Source organism: Bradyrhizobium uaiense, assembly GCF_010811875.1.
In the GTDB taxonomy this organism is placed as follows: Bacteria; Pseudomonadota; Alphaproteobacteria; order Rhizobiales; family Xanthobacteraceae; genus Bradyrhizobium; species Bradyrhizobium uaiense.
In genome coordinates, this window is record NZ_VKHP01000001.1 from 89389 (window position 1) to 112943 (window position 23555).

At 59.4% G+C, this 23555-nt stretch carries 15 protein-coding genes; 5 read left to right on the forward strand and 10 right to left on the reverse strand.

Annotated elements, in window-relative coordinates:
* Window positions 1-258: 258 nt before the first annotated feature.
* Entirely contained in the window at window positions 259-906 is a 648-nt protein-coding gene (locus FNJ47_RS00295) for an FkbM family methyltransferase (RefSeq protein ID WP_163149308.1), read from the forward strand.
* 668 nt (window positions 907-1574) lie between these two features.
* Here the strand turns inward: FNJ47_RS00295 and FNJ47_RS00300 are convergent.
* The 6 genes from FNJ47_RS00300 to FNJ47_RS53825 all read right to left on the reverse strand — a co-directional run bounded on the left by FNJ47_RS00300 (window position 1575) and on the right by FNJ47_RS53825 (window position 10238).
* A complete protein-coding gene (locus FNJ47_RS00300) occupies window positions 1575-2933 on the reverse strand; it encodes a condensation domain-containing protein (RefSeq protein ID WP_163149310.1) in 1359 nt (452 codons plus the stop codon).
* An 18-nt stretch (window positions 2934-2951) separates the two neighbouring features.
* On the reverse strand, window positions 2952-4199 hold the full coding sequence (locus tag FNJ47_RS00305) for an MFS transporter (RefSeq protein ID WP_347341588.1): 1248 nt from the start codon (window positions 4197-4199) through the stop codon (window positions 2952-2954).
* Window positions 4196-5134, reverse strand: coding sequence for a sulfotransferase family protein (locus FNJ47_RS00310; RefSeq protein ID WP_163149312.1), 939 nt, complete (start codon window positions 5132-5134; stop codon window positions 4196-4198). Before FNJ47_RS00310 ends, FNJ47_RS00305 begins: the two co-directional genes overlap by 4 nt.
* Window positions 5135-5165: 31 nt before the next feature.
* Window positions 5166-6473: an aminotransferase class III-fold pyridoxal phosphate-dependent enzyme gene (locus FNJ47_RS00315; protein WP_163149314.1), complete on the reverse strand. Its 1308-nt coding sequence runs from the start codon at window positions 6471-6473 to the stop codon at window positions 5166-5168.
* 21 nt (window positions 6474-6494) lie between these two features.
* Window positions 6495-8009: an FAD-dependent oxidoreductase gene (locus tag FNJ47_RS00320; RefSeq protein WP_163149316.1), complete on the reverse strand. Its 1515-nt coding sequence runs from the start codon at window positions 8007-8009 to the stop codon at window positions 6495-6497.
* A 1536-nt stretch (window positions 8010-9545) separates the two neighbouring features.
* Window positions 9546-10238, reverse strand: coding sequence for a Crp/Fnr family transcriptional regulator (locus FNJ47_RS53825; RefSeq protein WP_347341589.1), 693 nt, complete (start codon window positions 10236-10238; stop codon window positions 9546-9548).
* 873 nt (window positions 10239-11111) lie between these two features.
* Here FNJ47_RS53825 and FNJ47_RS00330 point away from each other — a divergent pair.
* Window positions 11112-11288: a hypothetical protein gene (locus tag FNJ47_RS00330; protein ID WP_165445456.1), complete on the forward strand. Its 177-nt coding sequence runs from the start codon at window positions 11112-11114 to the stop codon at window positions 11286-11288.
* A 374-nt stretch (window positions 11289-11662) separates the two neighbouring features.
* Here the strand turns inward: FNJ47_RS00330 and FNJ47_RS00335 are convergent, their stop codons facing one another.
* The 4 genes from FNJ47_RS00335 to FNJ47_RS00350 form a co-directional block, all read right to left on the reverse strand.
* Entirely contained in the window at window positions 11663-11893 is a 231-nt protein-coding gene (locus tag FNJ47_RS00335) for a hypothetical protein (RefSeq protein WP_163149228.1), read from the reverse strand.
* Window positions 11894-11945: 52 nt separating this feature from the next.
* The gene (locus FNJ47_RS00340) at window positions 11946-13064 is read right to left on the reverse strand and encodes a branched-chain amino acid ABC transporter substrate-binding protein (RefSeq protein ID WP_163149320.1); all 1119 of its coding nucleotides are present in this window, start codon (window positions 13062-13064) and stop codon (window positions 11946-11948) included.
* A gap of 1228 nt (window positions 13065-14292) precedes the next feature.
* Complete coding sequence (locus FNJ47_RS00345; protein ID WP_163149322.1) at window positions 14293-16005, reverse strand: MFS transporter; 1713 nt, start codon at window positions 16003-16005, stop codon at window positions 14293-14295.
* A 753-nt stretch (window positions 16006-16758) separates the two neighbouring features.
* Window positions 16759-17925, reverse strand: a complete 1167-nt coding sequence (locus FNJ47_RS00350) for an acyl-CoA dehydrogenase family protein (RefSeq protein WP_163149324.1) — start codon at window positions 17923-17925, stop codon at window positions 16759-16761.
* Between the two features lie 2592 nt (window positions 17926-20517).
* Here FNJ47_RS00350 and FNJ47_RS00355 point away from each other — a divergent pair.
* The 3 genes from FNJ47_RS00355 to FNJ47_RS00365 all read left to right on the forward strand — a co-directional run bounded on the left by FNJ47_RS00355 (window position 20518) and on the right by FNJ47_RS00365 (window position 23479).
* Window positions 20518-21669 (forward strand): 8-amino-7-oxononanoate synthase, encoded by a 1152-nt coding sequence (locus FNJ47_RS00355; protein ID WP_163149325.1) that lies wholly within the window; start codon window positions 20518-20520, stop codon window positions 21667-21669.
* 964 nt (window positions 21670-22633) lie between these two features.
* A complete protein-coding gene (locus tag FNJ47_RS00360) occupies window positions 22634-23203 on the forward strand; it encodes a hypothetical protein (protein WP_163149327.1) in 570 nt (189 codons plus the stop codon).
* Between the two features lie 99 nt (window positions 23204-23302).
* Window positions 23303-23479 carry a hypothetical protein gene (locus FNJ47_RS00365; protein WP_163149329.1) on the forward strand — a complete coding sequence of 59 codons (177 nt, stop codon included), beginning with the start codon at window positions 23303-23305 and terminating at the stop codon, window positions 23477-23479.
* The last annotated feature ends 76 nt before the right edge of the window (window positions 23480-23555 follow it).

Below are 23555 nucleotides of genomic sequence, written 5' to 3' on the forward strand. Positions count from 1 at the left end.
AGAGGGCGAGGGACCGCACACCGGCATAGCTATCCGATTCTTGTGCACGTCTCCCGATCTACGTTCGCCCGGCTGTGGCCCTAAGACAATCGCTACGGCTCCCGCCGCGACAGACGCCCCTTTAGTATCATAGTCCAGATGGCCTTGGACAAAGGGGGACGGGCATATGAATTATATACGTTGATATGCATTGTGCGGGGGCGTCTGGCATGTGATTGCGGCTTCGAGCAGGAAATTTCAACTATTGGGGAAAGACCGGTGTCTTCTGTGGAAATACATCAGCACATTGTTTCCCTTCTTCAGAAGTCTGATCCCGTGATCCTGGATATCGGATGCAACGACGGAACCGACACGCAACACTTTCTCAACCTGTGCCCGCACGCGCAGCTCTACTGCTTCGAGCCTGACCCCAGAGCGATCGCGCGCTTCAAGAAGAAGCTGGGTCCATCTCTCCAAAAGGTGAAATTGCTTGAAATCGCGATCAGCGATCGAAACGGAATGATCGAATTCCATCCAAGCAATGCAGATGGTGATGCGAAGGAATGGGACCTTTCCGGCTCGATACGCCGCCCGAAAAATCATCTGACTGAGTATGATTGGGTTCGTTTCGACCGTCCCGTCCCGGTTCAAACGCGGCGGCTTGACGATTGGTGCAACGAAGCCGGGCTGAACAAGGTCGATTTCATCTGGATGGATGTCCAGGGAGCCGAAGCCGACGTCATCGCCGGCGGCATGCAGACCGTCAGCAACACGCGCTTCATCTACACGGAATACAGCGACCGCGAGCTCTACGAAGGGCAGCTGTCCCTCCAGGCCATTCTTGGCCTGTTGCCGTCGTTCGAAGTGGCGGCGCATTATCCGCGCGACGTGGAAGGCGATGTATTGCTTAGAAATACGCGCTTCTAGCGGCTACTTGAATACGACGCACATTCGTAGCTGGAAGATTGATTTGCGCAATTTATGCCGCCCAAAGCTGCAAAACCAGTGATCAATAGGGCGAACAAACATTAGCTGGTCGGACAGGCTTGCGAGCGTCCTTTTTGTTCGCGGCTGTTTGGTGAGAGTGTGACAATCACCGGCTTAGCGAGCCGGCACCACCAGCGAGTTTGCGGTCAGTCGCCCGAGCCGTTTCAGATGCTTGAATCAGCACTACCAGCCGGCGCTCCAAGCGTTTGAGCGTCTGAACGGCTGCTGTATGTTCTGGGCCTCTTGGAAGCTCGTGCACTCGTTCGAACAAATGCCAAAGCAATTGCATGAGTTCGCGTAGCTCCTTGAGTTCGCCGGACTTCGTCACGCACTCGGCGCCATTATTGTTGTCTCATGTCGTGAGTTGATGTCCGCCATCCCTGGGGTCTTCCTTGTTCGAATGGGTTGCATCTGCGGACAACTTGGTAGTAGCAAGTTTCATTTGAAGCTCCCTTTATCAATGCGAGCATAACTGCAGCATCCAATCATCCCGTAGGGCTCCTCGGCCGTTCTGGGACGAATTAATCTCGCGGCCGAGACTTGGCAAGGACTGTGCCATCGCCAGGCTCAGTGCAAAAACGCAGGTGAGGATGCTGTGCGCCTTTTGGTCAGTTTGAAACTTGCGGCAGCGGACGAGCGCGACTGATGAAATGAGCGTGCGCCGCCACTTCAGCGAGATAGTGATCCATCGCGGTTCGCGCGAGGGCGGTGCCGGGGTGACGGAAGTGCACATAAATCCCGTCCTGCCAGCGACTGATCCACAGGTATGTCTCGCAAGCATCAGAACTACGACTGATCATAAATCGTGTCCGCCACTGCGGCCACAGGTCTGACCCGGGCACAGTGCGATTGTCCATATAAGAGACCATGAAACGGTCGCGCAGCGCGGTGCCGAGCAGCTCCATCGCTTTCGGAAATGGCACCTGAGCGGTTTTCTTGGCTCGCTTGAGCTCGAGCCGCGCGGCGCGCAGGAGCTCCGGCAACGTGCCAGCCAGGCGGAAACGCACCGGGCCCATCCCGACATACCATCCTACCGAGCGCATCGAGGGCAGATCGTACCGCGTGTGAAAGGGGGCAACGGCGAGGAATTCTTGTTGGTCTGCCAGTGTCTTTCCGGCGAGCGCCAGACAGGCGAATAATCCCGTCGTCGCGTTTCCGCCCTGGGACCTGCAGCCGTGATCGAACTCAGATGCTTGTGCCGCGTCGAGCAACCACATTCGCCCTGTGCGTTGTAAGGTGCCCTCCGGCGCACCGAGTGGTAGCGGAAAATCCGGCAATTGACCGCCGTTTGCGGCGATCAGTTCGCGCCAGTGAGCGATAGCAGGATGATCATCGGTCAAATCGCCCAGTCGCTCTCGTTCGGATTCAGCGTGGTCGAGATAGCTCCTCACCGGTGCCAGCTCGGGCGCCACTCCGAGGATTGCGGCTGTGTACAGCTCGCGAATTTCGTATGGCACCAAAGCGATGGAGTAGGCATCGCTGACGGAGTGGTCGCAGGCCAAGAGGAGGCTTGTCGATGTCGGCCGTGTAATCGTCACGAAGACATATGCCGGCCAGGACACCGGCCTGGTCTCTGCGTCGAACAGCTCTTCCAGCAATTGAGCTATTTCATCGCGATCGGCGTAGTCACCGACCACGGTTTTTTCAAGCGCTGCCGCGCCTGGATCAATCGTGGCACGACGAATTGCCGATCCATCCTTGACCAACCGGCTGCGTAGCGCCTCGTGCCGGTCGATCCAGCCAAGGATCGATTTGGTCAGCGCAGCGCTGTTGAACTCGCCCGGCAAGTCGAAGGCGGTGCCGAGCCAGCCGGGCCGGCCATCGTGCGCAAAGCGAAGATGGTCTTCCTGCACATGGGACGGACGGCGCGGGTCGGGCCGCCAGCTGAACGGGTCCGGAACGCTGACCCGCCACTCCATCAGCCGACCCGCCTGCCGATCAGTATCGCAAAATTGCTTGATGTCCATGAAGGGCCGTCACGATGGTTACAGATGCAAGCTACGCATGCGGCGCAGCGGCGAGCGCCAGATCCAGACTATCGAGGCGGTCCCAAGCACGCTGCTCGCCAGCAACATGGTGCGCTGGCTCGTTGCAGCAGCGGCCGCGCCGCCGACCAGTGCGCCCAACGAGCCCAGCCCCCACACGATGCTGCGGATGCTCGCATTGACCCGTCCTTGCAGGTGCTGCGGGACCAACGCATATCGAATTGGAACTTGCTGCACGTGGTAGAGTCCCTGGCCGATCCACAGAATGAATTGGGAGAGCGCCACGCATGCCACTGCTGCCCACCAGGGCCCGGTGAGCAGGCCTGCAAGGCTCATGCCTGCCGCGCTCACCGCCAAACCGGTCATTAATACGGGACCAAGCCCAATTGTCCGGCCCGCCCACGGTGAGCCCGCCGCGCCCACCACACCGCCGAGAGCGCCGATACCGAGCACCATGCCGACGATTCGGCTGTCGAACTCGAGATGCCTGGTCAGATGCAGGAGAAAAGCCGCAGAATACGCGTTGTGCCAAAAGATGAATGTGCCGGTGGCTAGGGTAACGGCCCTTAAAACTGGATTGCCGAACACACTCGCCAACCCTTCTGCCATTTGGACCAGCACAGTGCTCGAGGGGGCCGCTGAGCATGAGGCGGCGCGCATCGGCACCAGCGAGAGCAACGCGGCGGCAAGCAGAAATGAGACGGAGTCGGCCAGGATTGCGGTTGGAGCGGAGAAGGCGTTGATGAGCCAGCCGGCCAGGAACGGACCTGCGGCCATCGCGGTCGCTTGGCTGAACTCCAATGAGCTCTGCGCCCGAACCAGCTGAGATCGATCCAGGACTGTGGGTATGCACGCCAGATAAGCCACGTCGGCGATCACCGCGGCTACCCCAACCAGCACGGTTGTCACGTACAGCTGAACCATTCCCAGATGTCCAAGGCTGGCGCACAACGGAATGGTGGCAAGCGTTACCGCCATCATCACATTGGCCGTCAGAAGGATTTGTCGGTGCGGGAGACGGTCGACGATGACCCCGGCGAACAGGCTCACGAAAAGGCACGGTGCCCGACCGCAGGCCAGCAAGAGCCCCGCCTGCGCCGGTCCGGCATCCAGCAGGGTAATTGCAGTCAGCGGCAGCGCCAGCATGGTTACGTTGGAGCCCAGCAAGGAAATGGTCTGGCCGACGAGCAGCGCAAGGTAGCTGCTTGGCAGCCGGTGAGGCGCATCAGATCGGCGCCGGCGGCTCACGCGTCGCCAGACGGCGTTGAGGCGGACAGATAGCCTAGTCGGGCCAGTTCACTTCCAGCGATCTCCTCGAACTCCGAAATCTGAGCTGGCGTCAAATCCTGGACGTGGCGACCGATCCGCCCCTGATGCAGCGGCTTTCCCGCAGCCTCGGCTGCCGGATGGTCGTGCGGTTGTTCGAACAACGCGTGTTCGTATTCAGCGTGACGCAGCACGGCCTCGTCCCAAGGCAAGCCGAGGTGATCCAAAATCGCCGCCAGAGTAGTGCGTGGACTGCTAACCAGGTCCTCGTAACGCACCTCGAGGTAACGGCCAGGCGGCGCGATTCTGTGCGGCCGGGACACCACTTCAAACCAACCCTGCGCGGCATCGGCAATTGTTCGGTACCCCCAGTCAGGAACTGTCCTCAGATGAGAGGCGGCAACGTCGCGGCCGTCCCGCACGATATGCACGAAATGTGCACGCGGCCACAGCCGGGCGAAGTCGTCGATCCGGGTGATCTTCCGCTGCAGTTTCAATCCCCAGCGTTGCGCTCCGCTGCGCGTCCGGCGCAACTCGCCGATCTCGTTGATGAGGTGGCATCGGTCGGCGAACGAAACAATGTCATTGCCGGTGACGACCATGACCTTGCCGACAAGTTCGCGCACATCATCGAAGTCGAGACCGAAGCGGCGGCACTGCACCACAAAATGCGTCCCATCATACCAGAACGGATCGATTGTGTTCTTGCTTGCGCCCATGAGCCGTGAATCGGCCGCAAGCAGATCGATGGCACCAAGAATGTGCGGCCCGAGATTGGGCGGTTCGAGGAAGTCGATCTCCGGCCCGGCTATCAGATCCAGATGCGAGTCGAGCACGATACTCAGCAGGGTGGTGCCCGACCGGTTGTCACCTCCGAGCAGCACCGGCGATGTGGAAAATGGATCCGGCTGCGACATGGCCCTGTTCTCTGTTCGACATGCGTGCTTGTCAGTGGACGGGCGCATTGAACCAGCGCCGAACCGCTCCCGGGGTGGCAACGAAATGATCTCTGGCGAACCGTACTGCAGCTGCGACTGGATCCGGGTCGCGAGCCGAGTTCTCCATGCGGGACAGCGCTGCCGGAAGGGCCTCTCCAGCCGCTTCGACGGCGGCCTGCACATCGGTGTCGGACACTGCCGCCGATGGCATGAAGCGCCCGCCATACTGCATCAGGAAGCCCCGACCCCACATTTCCTGGAAGAAGGCATGGCCAAGCTCGGCGTCAGCAAATACGACGTCGAACATGGTGGGCCAGGCAAACGCCCATGCCGCGACCTGCTGTTTTGTGAAGACGCCGTTGAGCCCCTTGATCAATTGCTCGCCGACCTCGCGCATCCGGGCCAGCGCGGTCCCGTCGCGCAGGGCGTGCAGGGTGCTCAATGCAGCGGCGAACGGGGTGACTTCGCGCTGGTAGGTGTTTCCCATGTATGTCTTTTCGGCCGCGGCGAGTACGTCCGCCCGGCCCGCGACTGCCGACAGCGCCATTCCGTTCGCCAGTCCCTTGCTCAGTGTAATCAAATCGGGCGTGAGGCCGACCGCGATGTGGTACCCGCCAAGGGCGTAGCGGAATCCGGTCATCACCTCGTCAAGGACAAGCAGGGCGCCGTGCCGATGCACCAGCCTCTGCAGTTCCTGATGATATTCTGGCGGGAAGAAGTTGACCTCCGGGGTGATGATCACCGCGGCGACGCGCTGGACACTTGCCAGCTCATCGAGCAAGTCGAGGTTGTAGCGGAAGTCCACGCTGTCGCGGTCCCGATTGGGCAGCCCCATCTCGGGGCGGTCCTGCAACTGCCAGTCATGCCAGCCGTGATATCCGCTGGTCAGTACATGGTTGATGCCCGTGAACGCGCGGGCAAGGCGCACGGCTGCAGTGGTAGCGCAAGATCCGGTGCGGAAAAACATTGAGCGTTCCGCGACGGGGAAGATCTCCGCCAGCCGTTCGGCCAATTCGACCCGGTGCACGGACAGCGGTCCGGGCAGAATCCCGCCGGTGCGGCGCATCTCAGCGGCTGCGTGCGCCACGACCGGCTCGTATCCGGCCCCAAGAGGTGCGGCACCGCTACAGGAAGTGAAATCGACGTATTGCTTTCCATTGATGTCCCATGCATGCGCGCCTGACGCGCGCGTCATCACGACCGGAAAACGCCTGTTGAGATCCCACTTCTGCGAAGCGGTGACGCGCAGGGCGCGTCGCAGTGCCGATCCTTGCCCGTCGGTCGCGGTCACGGCGGCAGTAGGCGTGCTGATCGACAAAACCTGTCTCCGTTGCGCTCGTTACGTCAGCTGCGTGACTATTCTTCGAGCGATCCGCAGCGCGTTCGCCTGAATGGTGAAGGTCGGGTTGACGCCTCCGGCATAGGGGAAGAAGCCGCCATCCGCGACATAGAGATTGTCGATGTCATGCACGCGGCCCCAACGATCAACCACCGATTGTGTCGGATCGAGTCCCGCTCGACAGCCGCCATGCAGGTGACCGCTGCCGAACTGATAGTTGGAATCTTGATAATCGATCTGTTTTACCCCAGCCTCGGCCAGCAAGTTCGACGCATGTCGGGATAAGTAGCCAAGTCGGCGCTTGTCGAGGGGATGGGTCCGGTAATCGAGAATGATCTTGGGCAAACCCAGCCCGTCCCGGCTGGTGGCCAGCCGGACCGCATTGTTGCGCATGGGCTGGTCGGCCGCCAAAAAATGCAGCCGTAGCCTTATCTCTCCGTCGCAATCCGTGCGTTCAGGCGAACTTGCTTCGTAGATCATTCCGCCGAGCCCCGAAGGCGCCTCGTCGTCCAGGTAGTGATCGGACACCGCAACAGTGGAGAAGGGGCGGCCCGGCTGGGGCGTGATATGCGGATTTATCGTGGTCGTACCGGACACGTAGCCGCTGATCTTAAACGAGATGCCACTGCCTACCATGCCAGATGCGTTGCCGATGCCGTTGGGCGCTGCCTGTTGCGCCGACCGTAGGAGCAGGGCGGCAGACTGCACGGCGTTGCCCGCGAGTACCACGCAGCGGGCGCGGACCCGAGCGCGTTGTCGGTTGAGAGTGTCCACCCATTCCACCGAATCGGCGCGACTGACGTTGCCGAGATCAATGCGGACGGCTTTGCTGCCGAGCGCAATCGTCAGCGCGTCCGGCGGCAGGGCGATACCTGTGAACGGCGAGCGTGCGTCGGCCCTCGCGCCGCTTGGGCACAGATGTTCGTTGCATGGTCCCTCGCAGTGACAGGCTGGCCGGCCGCCATATGGGATCGAGTTGATTGCCAACGGAGTGGGGAACGGCAGCCGGCCCAGGCGTGCCCCGGCATCGGCAATCAACTGGCCCTGCACGCTGTACTGGTGCGGTGGCAGAACGGGGGGATCGCTCGGCGGCTCGAACGGGTCCGCTCCGGCCAGGCGGGCCACTCCCACGCGCCGTTCCAGCTCATCATAGAATGGGCGTAGTTCGGTGTAGTCGATCGGCCAGCTCGGGTCGAGCGCGTCCCCGGCCACATGCGCACGTGTGTCAAAATCGATGGCGCGACAGCGGAAGGCTATTCCGGCATACAAAGTCATTCCGCCGCCGAGCGCACAGACGGTCCACGGACGCCCGAACGGCGTCAACGTCCCTGCCGCAGACGGCACCATGGCGCTATCCATGCCATTTTGGACGCTCGCCAGCGAAGCGCCGGGAGGAAGTGTTCGACCTTCCTCGAGAAGGAGTACGCGCAGTCCGCGTTGCGCGATCTCGTGAGCGACCGTCGAGCCGCTGGCGCCACTCCCGATTACGCATACATCAACAATATCGGCCGTCATTATCCCATCTTCTGGCAACAATATCGCCGATGCACAATCGCGCCGTATTCATTAGAGAGGAGGTGCCATCAAAAAGTCTCATCGCAAGTGCGATCGCCCCGGATTATCCGGTTGGCTTCGCTCGTTTGCCAAGGATCATCGCCACAAGGATCATCGCCACAAGATCGTACAATATGACGCCGCGTGCGATTCAAGCCCTTCGAAGCAGCAACTGCGTGAATATGAGCAAGCGACTTTTCCGGAATGCAATTTTTGATGGATCTAGGAGCTCTCAAAGCAAATCCGCCCACCTGCGCCTTCGGTGTGGGCACCAAACGTATGTTTTCGTGATCGAGAATGCGCTCGCAAGTGCAGCTTCGAGACGCCATGCGGGGAGCATTTTGAGGCCGCACTCGCTGGAGTGCGTCGATCGGTCGCTACTCTCATATATCATTGTACGAATTGCGCGCGGTTTGATCGCGAGAGACTTAGCCGGTCCGCGTGATGATGGACCCGCCAGCAATGCAATTTCTTTCTCAACTCTGCGCAATCATCAGACGTTGGCTAGAGCAGCCTCAATCTACGCCCTTCATAAACGGCAAAAAAAAAGCCCGGCCTGATTGATGGCCGGGCGGAAGTCAGTCTGGGGAGCGAGGCTGCTAAGCATCGCCAACTTCCGTCGACAGAGGGAGGACTGTCGGCGGTATTTGCGGCAAAGCTTTCACCGCAAATTCAAACTGCGAAAGGATCAATGTCGGACCGATCTGGTGTACGATTGTGCTCCTTTGCGTAATCTCATAGACGATGGTTGGAACAGTGGAGTTCGTCTCTGCTGTACACATGCCGACCGCATCGGCGTCATCATCTCATCATGGCAGCAACAGTAGGTCCCGTCGGGTATCCTCGTTAGCTACTCTGAGATGGTACAACGTGACGCCGCGTGCGATTCAAGCTCTTTGAGCTGACCCGCATACAATTCAAGCTGATGGGCTTTCACAAGCAGCTAAGTGGTCCGAGGAGAGCAGACGTACGCGTTGCATTCGATTTTTTGATAGTCGTGCACCACGCCGCCATCGAGGCGCGTTGCGCGTCATGTTTTCCATGTGATCTCATGCCTGTTGGCCTTTACAGAATCTGACGTGTTCTCTGTTTGGCGGCCGACAATCTTCAGCGCACCATTTGAGCGTCTTGTTAGCCAGCCGAATGACACGGTCGGCGTCGCGGAGCGCAGCTCATTTAGCGGGCATCACAGCCAAGGCCCAGAGCTGTGCTGGCAACAGGGAAATCGCTCTGTGGCCCGCGAGCTCCTCGGCGATTGACGATGCAGATTTCCTGAAGCTTGCTGGCGTTCCGCGAAATCCGATCGGCGACACCTGTTCGCTCGGCGGGATCGCGGCGGGGCGCCGGCCGGGTGGGCGGATTGCCCTGGGTTTTTGCCACGAGCAGTGCATTCGCTTCAAAGCCAATTGCAACTGGCGCTTGGTCTTGCCGGTCGAATGGCGAGCACCGCTTGAGATGTCTAGACAAAGCTGCGCAGGCAGCAACGGCCGAAGCAATTCAGCGCATCAGATAGGAGGGACGGAATTCTGCAAGCAATTCGAGCCGATCTCGCTGAAGAAGATCAACAGCATGTCCGTTCCATTCAATGAGCTTCCTGCGCCGAAGCTCCTGGATTGTCCGATTCGCGTGTACCGTCGAAAGGCCGCATGCATCGGCGATGTCTTGCTGTGTGAATGGAACATGGAAGCGACCATTGTCCAGAAGCCCGACGAGCTCAAGCCGCGCGGCGATCTCGCAAAGAAGATGAGCAAGCCGGGGCAGCGCTTCCCGGGAGCCAAGATTTTCGATCCATTCGCTATAGATCGCTGTGTGAATCAACGTCTCCCGCCAAAACGCATGGGCGAGCGCGGCGGACTTCGCGAGGATATCCCTGAGGTAGGAGTGGGGTACAAGGGCAATGATGCTCGTGCCGATGCTGCGGAGATCGCGATCCATTTCCGGAACGTGAAGGGTGTGCAGGTCGGGGATGTCCCCAGGTATATAGAAGGACGTTATCTGGGTTCGATCCGATGCCACTCTTTGGCGAGACAGAAAGCCGCCCATCACGACTGCACAGCTCACAGGCCGATCCCCCTGGCGCGCCAGGCACTCGCCAGGAGCAAACCTTTTGATGGTGTGAGGCATGCTTTCGAGCTTAGCTTGGTCTTGCTCGGACAAGCCCGTGACGCTCCGCAGACGCGCAATGAGCATTTGGTGCGGCAAGCAAACCCCGTTCTATCGCCGGGGTACGCCGATATCGACACCTATCCCCACCAGCCATGGCCGCGGCCATTCTGCACGGTTCCCCTTGATGTTCAACGTTTCTCCTACTCTCCTATTCGAGCTTTGCGCGATCTCTAGGGGAGACGCCGGATAGCCCACAAACGTACCGGACGATGACGTTCTGGCTATCCCTGAAAGCTCGACGATAAACCAATTACTTCTGGAGAACGACGAAACATGGCGCGCGATCGCGTGGACCGCCGAGCTGCGGTACCCTCCAACCGGCGTCAAGGCTCACGAGCGTGCAGCCAACGTCGGCTCGACACTGACGCCTTCCGCATCGACCGCATCGTGCCTTGGCGGCAGCCAAGAGAAGCAATTCCGGAGCCGGGGCGGCTCATCTGGCTACGCAAGAATGCATCTAGTTTGCGGTCGATCATGAGTGAGGGTGGATGGCGTCGAACGGGCGGCCGGATCTGAAGCCCCTGAAACACCATCGGCAGACCTTCTCAGCAGGAACGGCGATCGCCTCGTCAGCCTGCGATGGGTTTCGGGGGGCGGTGCGCTCTGTCGTCAACGTGACGTGCAAATCAGGCTGGCAATAGAAATCCGAAATGATTATTCGTTCCGGCTCCAAGAGGACAAAGCTCGACTTTCTGGCGCGTCATGCCAGCGAGTTTGTGTAAGTACGAAACGGACCGATCTGTAGCGCGGATAACACATTGATCGGCTCGGCGAGACAGTTGGATCGCTGCGTACAGTGTTTCGTGGCGTCGAAAGGCCGATGTTCCCGTACAATTACGGGGCGATAGGGTGTGCTTGAATTGTCGTTCGCGGTTATTTGGTCGGATAGAGGGTCAAATGAATCATGCGGTTAGGAGCCGCTATGAACTGTCGACAATGACAGATGAAGAGCGTGAGCTGGCGCGCTGCAGACAGGAGATAGCGCGTCTCAAACAGCTGGTCGTGCAGCTTTCTGAACTCGTCTTGCGCAATGTCACGCAAAATGCAGAGGGCCGAAAGTCGCAATCCGGCTGACGCGCTCGGCCGTATACTGAATGGTCAATCCGCAGATGGTGGACGTTAGACAATAGCCACTATGATCCGCAGCGCGGCGTCCCCCGGGGGAGGGGAGCGGCCCCGCCCTTGTTCTTCATGGGGCGGGGCCGCGTAATTTCCGGTCGAACCGCTTCATGGATCGATGGACATGAGTGCATATCGCACGGAAAAATGTGGGTCTGCAGGCTCTCGATCAGCCGTTTCATCTTGTCGATCGCTCGCTCATAGACCTGCGCTATGCAGGTCTAACAAGCTCCGTTGCCTCCAACCCGGTGGAGGCGTTGAACCTGGAGAGCGCGCCGTGCGTTGATCGGGTAAAGGTAAACGATCAGCGTTTGCAGGCGGTGCTGGCTTTATGCCGATGGTGATTTACGGATACCAAGCTGCTCCACGGCGAGCTTTGATATCTGGATCGCCAACCCCCTTGCGCCGATCTCGATAACCTCCTTTGCGACGATTTCGGCGATAGGGTCGTCACGATCAACCAAGCAAAGCGCATGCAGTGTCCGTGCATAGGCCAAGCTCAGACATTCAATTTCGTCCGGCCGTAGCTTACTGCCCTGGAGCAATCGATCAATCGGCATTGATCATCGCTCCGGGAGACACGCCAGCTTTGATGCGTCGGCCCAAGATGCGTCAAAACGCGCTCGGGTTGGTCTCGCTATAGCCGCCCTTGTCGTCCCACCTGTAAACGACATAGTCGATCTGCTTGATGTCACCCTTGGCATCGTATTCCAGCTTGCCGATCACCGTGTCCCAGGAGCCCGCCTTGATCACGTCCATCACCTTCCTCGGATCCGTGGTGCCGGCTTTGATTGCGGCCTGGGTCCAGACCTGCACTGCAGCGTAGGTATAGAGGGTGTACCCTTCGGGATCGACATTCTTGGCTTTGAACTTACTGACGATGGCAGCCGCCGCCGGCTTGTTGCGTGGGTCTGGCCCGAAAGTGAAAAGCGTGCCCGCTCCAGCTGCGCCGGTGACCGAGGCAAATTCCTTGTCAGCCAGCGCATCACCCGACATCAGTACGGTCTTCAGGCCCTGATCACGCATCTGGCGCAGGATGAGGCCTGCTTCCTGGTGATAGCCGCCGACATAGACGAGGTCGATATTGTCACGCTTCAGGCGCGAGACAATCGCATTAAAATCCTTGTCGCCCTTGTTATAGGACTCGTAAATCTTCTCGATGACGCCGGCCTTGTTGAGGGCCCTCTTCGTCTCGTCGGCAAGCCCCTTGCCATAGGTGGTCTTGTCGTTGAGAATGCCGATGTTCTTGCCCTTGAAATGCTTGGCGATATAATTGGCAGCAACCTGGCCTTGCTGGTCGTCGCGGCCGCAGACGCGCGCCACGTTCCATAGCTTGCGCTCGGTGAACAGGGGGTTGGTCGAGGCGGGCGTGATCTGCAGTACGTTGCCGTCCGCGTAGGCTTCCGAAGCCGGGATCGACGACGAAGAGCAAAAGTGCCCGGCAACGAATGGGATCTGGGCGGCAGCGATCTTCTCCGCGACCGATCGCGCCTGCTTGGGATCGCAGGCATCGTCCTCGATGTCGAGGGCGAGCCTCTTGCCGAGTACGCCGCCGGACGCGTTGATCTGCTCCACCGCCATCTCCGCGCCGTTCTTCATTTGCCGCCCGAAGGCGGACTCGCCCCCAGTTGTCGGTCCGGCGACGGCGATGGTGATGTCCTCTGCCAATGCCTCGGTGGACAGCGCAATAAGTGCTCCAAACGCAAAGCCGATCAGCTTGAGTGATGTCATGGATGGTCCTCACAAGGTAAATGCAGCGGCGAGTAAGTCGAGCAAAGCAAAGCGAGCCCGGCGACGGCCAGCGCCTAAAAAGCAGCCGGAGATAAAGTCACGGTCGCGCATCGAACCCCTTCGAATGCACCGCCATGATGGAGCGGCAGCCCACCTTGAGCCGGTGAAGAAACAGTTCCGTGTCGCCGAGCCATATAAAGGTTCGAGGAACGATCGGCAGGCAGCTCATCGCCCGAAAGCAGTACAAGGACATGTTCCGATGCCGTTCCAGCAGAGTGATAGGCCGGAGCGCGTGCGCAAGGGTAGAGCTAGATCAACGAGCAACGTTAACGTACAAATCGTCCCGTCTCATTCTCGCAACGCGTTGTCCATTTCATATTGCCCGCCGCTCGTTCAACGCACGGGCTGCCTTGGACGAACACTAGCGGAATCATGCAGCCAGGAAAGTGATAGCTCGGTCCGCAACGTACAGAGCCCACCCCGTCAGGAATGCGTATGCGAGAGGCGGGCTGTCCGGACGGGGGAGGGATGAGGCGATCCTGCACACCGTCCCCCATATGAAAACAATCAACATGTGTCACCGATATCGATGAAGGCGGACATAAGCGAGCGCAGAGCTGTTTTCGCTGTCCTAGCTGCTGGCACGAGGTCATCGCGATGCTCTCGGCGTTAGCCGAGCCGCGACTAGGTCAGAATCCTTGTCGGTCCTTAGAGGTCGTCGAACCCTGGATACTTGATAGCGAGGCCAGCCTTCATAAGGCGACAAGGCAACCGGCGCCCGTTTCAAATGAAAGCAAAGACGAGCAGGCTTGAGCAGAGGAGTGCGAAGCTGGTTGCGGTCAGCGCGAGAAGACTACCGGAGACAAGGTCATGATTGCGCATGAATCACCCTCGATTGAACCTATAAGGAGGCACAGAGAAGCAGTTCGCCAAGGTGAATTCTTGGCGATTCTGGTTGCATTATTCCTGCTTTCGCCGCGTGATGGTGCATATTTGCAGCGTTGTTGCGCCATAACTCGTTGAAGCGCGGCGTAACAAGAGCGGATGAAGTTCGAAGCCTGTCAGAAGTGCATCATTGATCGAGTGACGCGGCCGGCCTTGGTCATAAGATCGGATTCGCTGGCGGGCCGCTCGCACTTTGGACAAGCCGTACAGCCTGCCCGAAACTCGGCATTCTGCATATTCAAGCACATCCGTTCGCGAAGGTTCCGGGCTTTGGCAAACCGGGTTACTTCGTCGGCCGAAGCGGCCGGCTACGTGCGTTTGCCGCGCTTACTATCTCGGGCCGCATTTCCGCCCTCGCGTGCTCGGGTGTGTCGTTCTTCCAGCGTACCGAGCCGAATGGCCTTTCCAGCATGCGGCGAACACGTACCGGTGCAGGACCGATGTGGAAGTGAATGGCCCGCCGCTCCAGCGCTCGTTCCGATTGGGTCGGGCGGTTGCGCCAGCGCAAATAATCGAGCCAGGTCGGAAAGTGATAACGTTCGGTCCACAATTCGGGATCGGCGATGTCGCGCGCGATCGACCAGCCATAGGCGCCGTTGCGCTGGCGGGACAATTGCACGTCTTGCATGACGTTGTGAAACGCGCGGGCATTCTCTTGTGCAATCCGGTATTCGATCTCGACGACGAGCGGCCCGCTACGTCCAGTCAAGGCGAGCCGTACTTCGGGATCGGCGAGCAGCTCGGGCTCTTCGCCGTGCGCGCCGACCCGGGGCATGGGTAGCCAACGGCCGATGAGTGGTGAGGCGAGCATCAGCGCGGCCGACAAAAGCAGCGCGGTTTCAACGCCGGCCGCGTCCGTCAGATGGCCCCAACCCCAGCTGCCGACGGCAATCCCGCCTGAACTCGCCGCCTGATAGGCCGCGAGCGAGCGACCGGTCACCCAGCGTGGCGCCGACAGCTGAACTCCGATGTTGAACACCGCCCATGTCAGCATCCACACGGCTCCTGCCAGAACCAGCGCGGCCGCGGTCAATACCGGCTGGCGGCTCAGCGCCACGGCAGCCATCGCCGCGCCCATAGACAATGCACAGGCGCGAATCGCAGCTTCGCCGCTCATCTGCCTGCGGATCTCGGCAATGTTCAACGCGCCGACCACGGCCCCCACGCCAAAAGCACCAAGCATGATGCCGTAGGTCTGGGCGTCGCCGTGCAATAGATCCCGCACCACCAGAGGCATCAGCGCAGTAATCGCGCCGGCTCCAACGCCGGTTACAAGGGTGCGAAGCAATACGACCTTGATCGATGGCGAATTGCTGATGTAGCGCACGCCAGATACCATTGCGCGGCTCAATCTTTCAGGCGGCAGGCGTGAGGGGGCGCGGACGCGCTTCCAAAGGAACAACGCGGCCATCAGCGGGAGATAGAGCAGCGCGTTGAGCGCGAATGCGGCCACTGCACCGGCGCTAGCTACCACCACGCCGCCGATCGCTGGGCCGACGCTCCGTGCGATATTGTAGCTGATGCCATTCAGCGCAATGGCCGCAGGTAGCTGCGCTTCCAACGGCACTTGTTCGCTTACGGATGATTGCCAGGCCGGTCCCATAAGCGCCATGCCGCTGCCGACCACGAAGCAGAGTACGAGCAAGACGTTCGGTGTGGCCAGGCCAAGCCAGGCGGCCACCGTAAGGCCAGTTGCGCCGGCGAGCGCGATGCCAAGCGAAACCAGTGCCACGATGCGGCGATCGTACATATCAGCGATTGCGCCCGCTGGTATTGAAATCAGCATCACTGGCAGCAACAGCGCGGTCTGCACCAACGCCACCTTGTCAGCTGATGACGTCATCTGCGTCATCGCCCAGGCTGCACCTACACCTTGTATCAAGCTGCCGACATTGGACAGGAGACTCGCAATCCAGATGCGACGGAAGGTCGCGTGCCGCAGAGGCGCCGAGATACTTTCGGCGCTACGCGACGGGACTTTGGTTGAATCGCTCATGTTAGATCGTGATGATCTATCATGATTTGATTCTGGTGCGGATCACAAGCATGTTCCCGACCTGATATCGCAGCGGAATAAGACGCCAATCAGATGACGATGTTCCGCCGACTGCCTGTCTTCCATTCCAGTAAGCGCTGTTCATTGGTGACTTTATGCTGCATCCAGCGCATCGCTTACATGGACACGTAGAACAGATGCTGCATCGCTCGCGTGCAAAACTTTGTACGCAGCGTACAAATGGCGGAGTCGACGAGTGCGGAATCGCTTGTCGGTGGGTAGAGTGAACTGCGACCCTCTCTGCTAACAAGCCGAAGGCCCATGTCACAGCACTATCCATAGTTCACGGGCTTCGCAGCGTTTGATGGACCTTGTTGTCTCTCGGGGCGAGTGGTTGCAACCCAGAATAGGGTAGGCGGCCTCTCCTATCCCGCACGACCGAGACTGCGGCGAAGGATCTCCATCTAGAACGCAAATGGGATGCAACAGATCGAGCTATCCCGGCTCGGCCCGAGAGTTTTTACCCAATGGCTGCAAGTTTGTCGCAGCTCGGATGAATTGTGAGCTGCGACATCGGCTCCGTGAACACGCGGATTGTTCCCGTAGCCTGGTTCAAGGCTTCCCGCTTGGCAATCTAGTCGCTCGCATAAGCGTCTCACACTTCCGGACGAGTTCCCGGGCGAGCGAGCATGATGCGGGATTCGGCAATCCGTTGTTGCGGGTCGTGCGGAGGTACTCGTGGATGGCCGGTCCTCATGGAAACCCTGCCGGTGCTGAACGTCCGAGCAGGAGACGACCTGCACTTTGAAGTGTTCCTTCGTTCAAGGCTGCGTGCTGGGCAACCACGAAACTGTCGCACATCGCGCGCGCAAGATTGCTCGTCGTATAGAGTGATTGCGTTCCTGCGAGACCGCTCGCGATCTTGCAGACTTCGGCGCTCTGTCGGGCGGCGTTGGTCGCGGCAAGCCGCATCAGGGTCGTCGTAGTCGACTGGACCGTATCCTGCAACGCTTCCTTCCATAGCTCCTCGGTGGCTTCATAGAAGAAGGAGCGTGCGGAGCGCAGCATGGCTTCGGCTCTGGCGACCTCCAGCTGGATATAGCCGCGCTCTGCCATCACCGGCGCTCCAGTAATCGAGGCGCGGCCCCGGCTCATGGCAATCACCTCGTCTAGCGCGGAGCGCGCAATGCCGATGCCCACAATCGCGTGCGCCTGCGCAGCGAAAGTCACCGAAGGATAACGATGGAGGGGTCCGTCGAAAGCCGGTGGACCGCCGCGGATCAGTGTCCATTCCTCTGGTACAATAACATTGTCGACAACGATGTCATGACTGCCGGTGCCTTGCAGGCCGATGACGTCCCAATTGGGACGGATCGCTACCTTGTCGGCCGGCATCACGGCTATGCGTGCAAGTCCACTTGTTGGATCATCGTCTAAAGTGATTCCAACGCCAATTAGCTCCGCGCCCGGTGATCCGCTGGCGAAAGGCCACACGCCGTTCACAACAAACCCGTCGGCACTTCGTTGAGCGGGCTGGAGCGGGAAAACTGCACCCGCGTACACCACGTCAGGTCCATTGGCATATACGCGGCAAAGCGTGTCTTCAGGGAGAGCGGAGAGGTAGCGAGCCCCGTCGCCGAAGCTGGCGACCCAGCCGGCTGATCCGTCCGCTTCGGATATGCGCTCGATCAGGCGGCAAAAATCGGCAGGCGTTCTCTCGTCGCCGCCGAAACGTTTGGCGGCCAGAGCCCGGTAGACGCCAATGCGTTTGAATGCCTGAATAACGTCGTCTGGAACCTTCTGCGCGCGGGCGAACTCGTTTCGGCGCGCGCGGATATCGGCCAGCAGCAGCGACAGATCATCACTCGTTGTAGCCGAAACATCTGTTTCTGGTGCGATCATTCCTGGCGGAGCGTTCATGTTTGCCCTCCGTGGTGAGACACCAGCGGTGTAGCCGGTCATTGATGGAGATTGCGAGCGCATGGCAGAGCCGGCCGTATTGAGTGAGGCCGGAGAAGATCTCCCATTGCCGCAGTTGATATCGATCGTGACCAGCCTGCAGGCCCCTTCCTCTCCAAACCGCTTGCCGTACGGATTAGGTCAAAAGCACTGTCTTGAGAGGCCGGAAGGCCGAGCAAGACGTGGCCGTCGGCGCTGCCCTTGAGGTTGGACCGGTGAGCAAACGACTGCAGCGGCATCCGTCCTCATCTGTTTGATCATGACTGCGAGAGTTGACGAGTTGACGATAGCGCTTGCTTGTCATCTCTTCTCAGGCTGGGAGTTGCGAGGCCTCACGAACCTATGGATCCGTTTATCGTCTCGCCAGCAATCGATGTGCCATCAAACATGGCCTGTCAGCTGTGTTTCCGCGGAAGTAAATCGCATGGCACGAGCCGAGTCAGCGGGATGTGAGCGTCATCTGTGTCTCGTTCCAGCCACATCGTGTCATCAAGCGGACAGGGTGCGAGGTGAATGACTGACATGGACCCCGACCGCGGACGAGCCCGCCTCGGCTATTTGCCGTCACTGCGACTTGGCGATATGGCGTATCCTGCAAGGCACCCGAGATGCAGGGCAGAGCATGCAGTACTTCTCTACTTTGTACCAGGGTTGACGCGGCTCGACCGTGCCGCTTGCGCCCTGGTAAGAGGCGAGGGCAGACGCACGCCGCGTTACAAACGCAAGGGACCGGCTGCAGACGCTTCCTTCGCATTGCCAAGTCCTGCCTGGGTGCTGCGGTCCTCAGCTTATGCAAGCGGCTACAGAGAGCTTCCAGCGGCTTTTGAAGACTTTCGAGCCTGCCAGCAAGCGACCCGCTGTTCATATTCCGCCGTGTCGGACACAAAGCAGTCGCGCAGTCTCTTGGCTCGGTTCACTCTTTCGAAGGCCGCTGGCGGCTTTCTTCGACGAACTTTAACTGCCTCGGATCCTAACTAAACTATGCAGGTCATCCAGCAACAGCGTTGTCATCGTCTGCCGGTCCCTGTTGGTAAGATCAGTGCTATACGACAGCTCAAATAGCGATCGATGTTGGCGCGCGCGGGTGCCTGTATATGTCGCCGCTCCCTGTTGTAAGGAACGCTCCGGGCAAAGCTAATGTTACCGCCCAATGCCAGCACGTGCCGGCACTTGTCGCTGTTTACCCTTGGCAGCCAGCCGGAAGAACGACCTAACTCCCGTGCCTCCTCACTGCACGCGCACGGGACCTGATCAGAGCTCGCAGGTGCCCGATGGCCAATGATACCACGAGCTGGCCAGGCGAGCAGACCTTCACGCCTCACCATCGGTCAAAACCTTGTACCGTCCAAACGTCCGAACCCAGGTACCGTGCCAACCATTGCACCTGCGGCGAGCTGTTCCTTTGCGGTTTCCGGAAGCGTTATGAGTTCGGAAGGAGTGGATGAGTTCCGGATTAGCGCGACACATCGGCGGGTTAGGTCTGCCAAGTTGGATCATTCGACCTATCGCAGCGAAGCGTTGCGAGTTCCGGTCCGTCGTCGAAACTCGCTTGGACTGAACTCATTCGTGTCAGTGAACAAACCATGTCACGAATCGTGAGACATCCGAGCTCGCGACCCAAACCGGTCAGAACGCTATCGTGGCATTGGCTGCACCGCGACGCTGCTCCGGTTGAGGTGATGCGCGCCACAAGATCATCAGGGCGGCAGGCGCTAGAATCGGCAATGGCGTTGGAAACGGTTCGTGCGTATCGAACAATTATGATGCAATTAGATCGCACTCACTGCCGTGGTGCGCGTTCGTCCGGTTCGTGCCGAGGTTGCGCGCGAATGGCGAACAGTAATCTGCCAACATGACTATCCGCGAGTGAAAGAGTGCGCAGCGCAAGGCTCGTCCTCTCATCGGGCCCTCTCGGTCAAGCGTGTTTTGGGTGCAAGGGATTAGTGGCGCAGGTGTTTCCGTGCGATGTCGACGATTCAGCCGCGGCAGCAGCGCCGGAGTGGGCGAGCGTGTGGAGATCAGGCTAGGAATGCCAGTTCTACTTGACTGTTGGCGGCTGTGGCTCGCCTTGAGAGCGGTCATTTGGGAGCGCCCTTGAGACGTTCGAGCGCGCGCTGGTGGTCGTGATGGCCCAAATCGAAAGGCGCCTCAGCAACGCTTCTATTCATCGCGTCTACCGACCCGACGGAAGGTATCGCGGTGGTTTGCCGCTCTGCCCAGCATGCCGTAGAACGTCCCGCAAATGCGTCGCGCTCCAGTGGCCCGAGCCAGATTGTCGGACAAAGACTTGATCGATTGCGCGGCCGCGTGGCCAGGATAGCCGTTTGAGCGGACAAGAAGTAACTTATAGAAGCCGAAACGACGACGGCCATCTACGTGATCGAAGCGTTCCGAAATCGGGACTGACGCCTCCGATTGACTGGCTGCAGCCATGGGACGGCGCAAAGGTCGCGCGTCGCTCTGCTTGAGGGCAGACAGCTGCGTTCTAACAGGATCAAAGACTGCGCGGCGTTCCCTCGTCTTCCCTTTCGATGGCATAGGCTGGATCTAGCAATGAACTTAACCCATCCAAGCAAGCTTGAGCGCTATGCCGCGGCCGTGGAAGCTATGAGAGAAGAGGGCTGGCGGCGCGGCCTCAAGGCACGCGCAGGTGTTGATTTTGCTTCCAGCGATTATCTGGCACTGGCGAGCGCGCTACGCATGAAGGAGGCTCTGTTCGCTGCGCTCAAGGCTGGAACGCCCATCGGAGCTGGCGGGTCACGGCTCCTGCGCGGCAATTGCGAGGAACACGAAGCTCTCGAAACGGAAGCGGCGCGGTTCTTTCGGGCGGAGACAGCGCTGTTCTTCGGTAGCGGTTACATCGCAAACTTCGCCGTTCTGACAACGCTGCCGCAGCGAGGCGATCTGCTGGTTCTCGATTCGCTCGTGCATGCCAGCCTTTATGAAGGCGCGCGCGCGGGCCGAGCGGAGTTCCGGATAGCAGCCCATAATGATCCTCAATCTGTTGAAGACACGATTGGCGATTGGCGCGCCAAAGGCGGCGTAGGGCGCGTCTGGATCTTGGTCGAGAGCCTCTACAGTATGGACGGTGACTTCGCGCCACTTGCAGATCTGGTTGAAATTGCTGAACGGTACGAGGCGTTCCTGGTTGTGGATGAGGCCCATGCCACAGGCATTTACGGCGAGCAGGGGCGGGGGCTCACAGCGCCATACCAGGGACGCGAATATATTCTGGTGCTCCACACCTGCGGGAAGGCTCTAGGCGCGGCCGGTGCTCTTGTCACTGCATCCAGCGTATTGCGCGATTTCATGGTCAATCGGTGTCGTCCATTTATTTTCGCTACCGCGCCATTGCCCCTGATGGCAGTCGCAGTTCGGCAGGCGCTTTTGATTGTACAGGAGGAGCCTGAGCGGCGGCGACGCCTGATCGATCTTATCGATTTTGCACACCGTCAGCTCGCCATCTGCGGCCGCCCGACCCCTTCGAGCTCACAGATCATTCCTTACAGGGTCGGTGACAACGCCCGCACGATGCAGCTGGCCGCTGCACTGCAGGCGCGCGGTTTTGATGTCCGAGCAATACGACCGCCAGTGCCCCCGGGCAGGGCAAGATTGCGGATTTCGTTAACGCTTAATGTTGAGCAAGATGATGTATCCGAGATGATCGATGCGTTGGTCGAAGAGACCTGGGGTAAGGTACGGTGAGGTCCCACAATCATGATGCTGGTCGGCATCCGGATCGGTCAACGATCTTCCAAGGAATGGGCCGGGGCGCGCAAATCCTCCCGCCGATCGGTGATTACGACGTCCTGCGCTCATTAGTTCCGCTTTATGCTGCGCAAACATAAACTCGACATAAATTCGACGAGGCTGCTCATTGCGACACTGGCGGCCGCTTCGTTGGCTGCCGAAGGAGAAAAAGCCCGATGTCGACGCGAGTAGCACTTTTCATATCATCGGTTGGCTGGACAGCCATCTTCGTCGCAATTCTTCTGTATGTAATCTTTAGTCCTGCTTGATGGCCAAGGTCGGACGATCCGCGTCGTATGGCTTCTCAACCTGTTCGATATTGAAGGCTTACTGAACATCCATCAGCATGCCGACCGATCGGCGGATCGACCCACGCCACAGTCAACAATCAGGTTCACGAATGTCGATGGAGCAGCGTCGCTGGAAGGCCCCTGTTAAGCACAAGTCATCGGGCCGCGAAGACGGCCAAGCTCGACAGGTGACTATCATCTGACGATGGATGGGGAAAGCAACCCCGAAGGGATGGCAGGTGCCGGTCACACTCGAATTCGAATAGGCCGGTTAGACAATAGTCTCGCTGGATATTGATGTTGTCCGGAATCCGGATCGAAGCTCCCACCCGCGGGAGGGATTGTAGGAAGGTTTAGGATCACCCCCGGCGCTTTCTCGATGTCGGCTTAAAGTCGATTTGATCGTGGGTCGCTCGCTTCGACTTATCGACCTGAGCTCGAGCCCGGACCGAGACATCACCTTTCCTGTGAACCACGACCGCCGCGTCTGCCGATGCGCTCGTCTCCCCGAAACTCGTCAGCTTCTCGAAAGCCAAGCCTCTTAGCATAGACCTCCTCTCTCGATGACCGAACCGGCGGCCGTAACGGCGGTGCGGATCTGCAAGAGACTAAAACAGAAGGAGAGCTGTATGGATTTCAATGAGATCAACAGCGGCGGATCTCCAGGAGAGTACGCCTGGACACAAGAAGATCATGATCTATTTAGTCGGATCATCAATGAACCCGGTCCATCGTCATCCGCCGTGCCTGAGACGGCTTTCGATGTCTCATTCGCCGTTCCGCACAAGTTTTCCCACGGTACCCAATCCGCCCCCGGGCAAATGGTCGAGAGACTGAACCACTTGGGTCTCCTGCCTGACGCCGACCAGCCGAGTATGACCTATGAGATCAAAGGGCATCGCTATACGGCCGCGCTGGACCCCTCTAGCGGCGTGCGTCTCATTCATAATTCACCGGAGGACCAAAATATTGGAGCTGGGCCAGCGGGGCTACCAGATTTCGGAGCATTCATTTTCGAGACGTCGCGTAGAGGTTTCCCGCTTCCGGAGCAGTGGGCGCCCCCAGCCCTCATCGAGAAGCTGCAGGAAACGGGCTTCATGCCTAGTCCAAACAACACAACAACCATTGCCCTCAATGGCCGAACTTACAATGCGGAATTAATGCAGGGAGGGTTCGTCAGGCTCAGGAGGGCTGGGTGAAAGGCGCCGAGATAGGACCAGTAGAGCTGGCCGCTACAGTCTTGCGGTCATTCGGTTCCAACTATCTCGGCTGTTCATAGCTCAGCAACGGACCGTTGCTTGCGCCAGCGGCTGGACAGCATCGGCCCCTGGCGGATCGCGGATTCAGCAAGCCGCCGAAGCGCCCGCGTGAATCGGTTTCGTGAAATCGCCGTCGGCATCGTCTTCGAACGCACCATAAGGCCACAAAACAACTACGTGAAGGAGAGCCTCTCCACGGGTGATGGCAGCGGGTGAATCCGGGTGGCCGTCTCAACGCTGCTGAAGACTACGGTAATGAACATCATCGGCCGCGATATCGAGAGTCCTGATG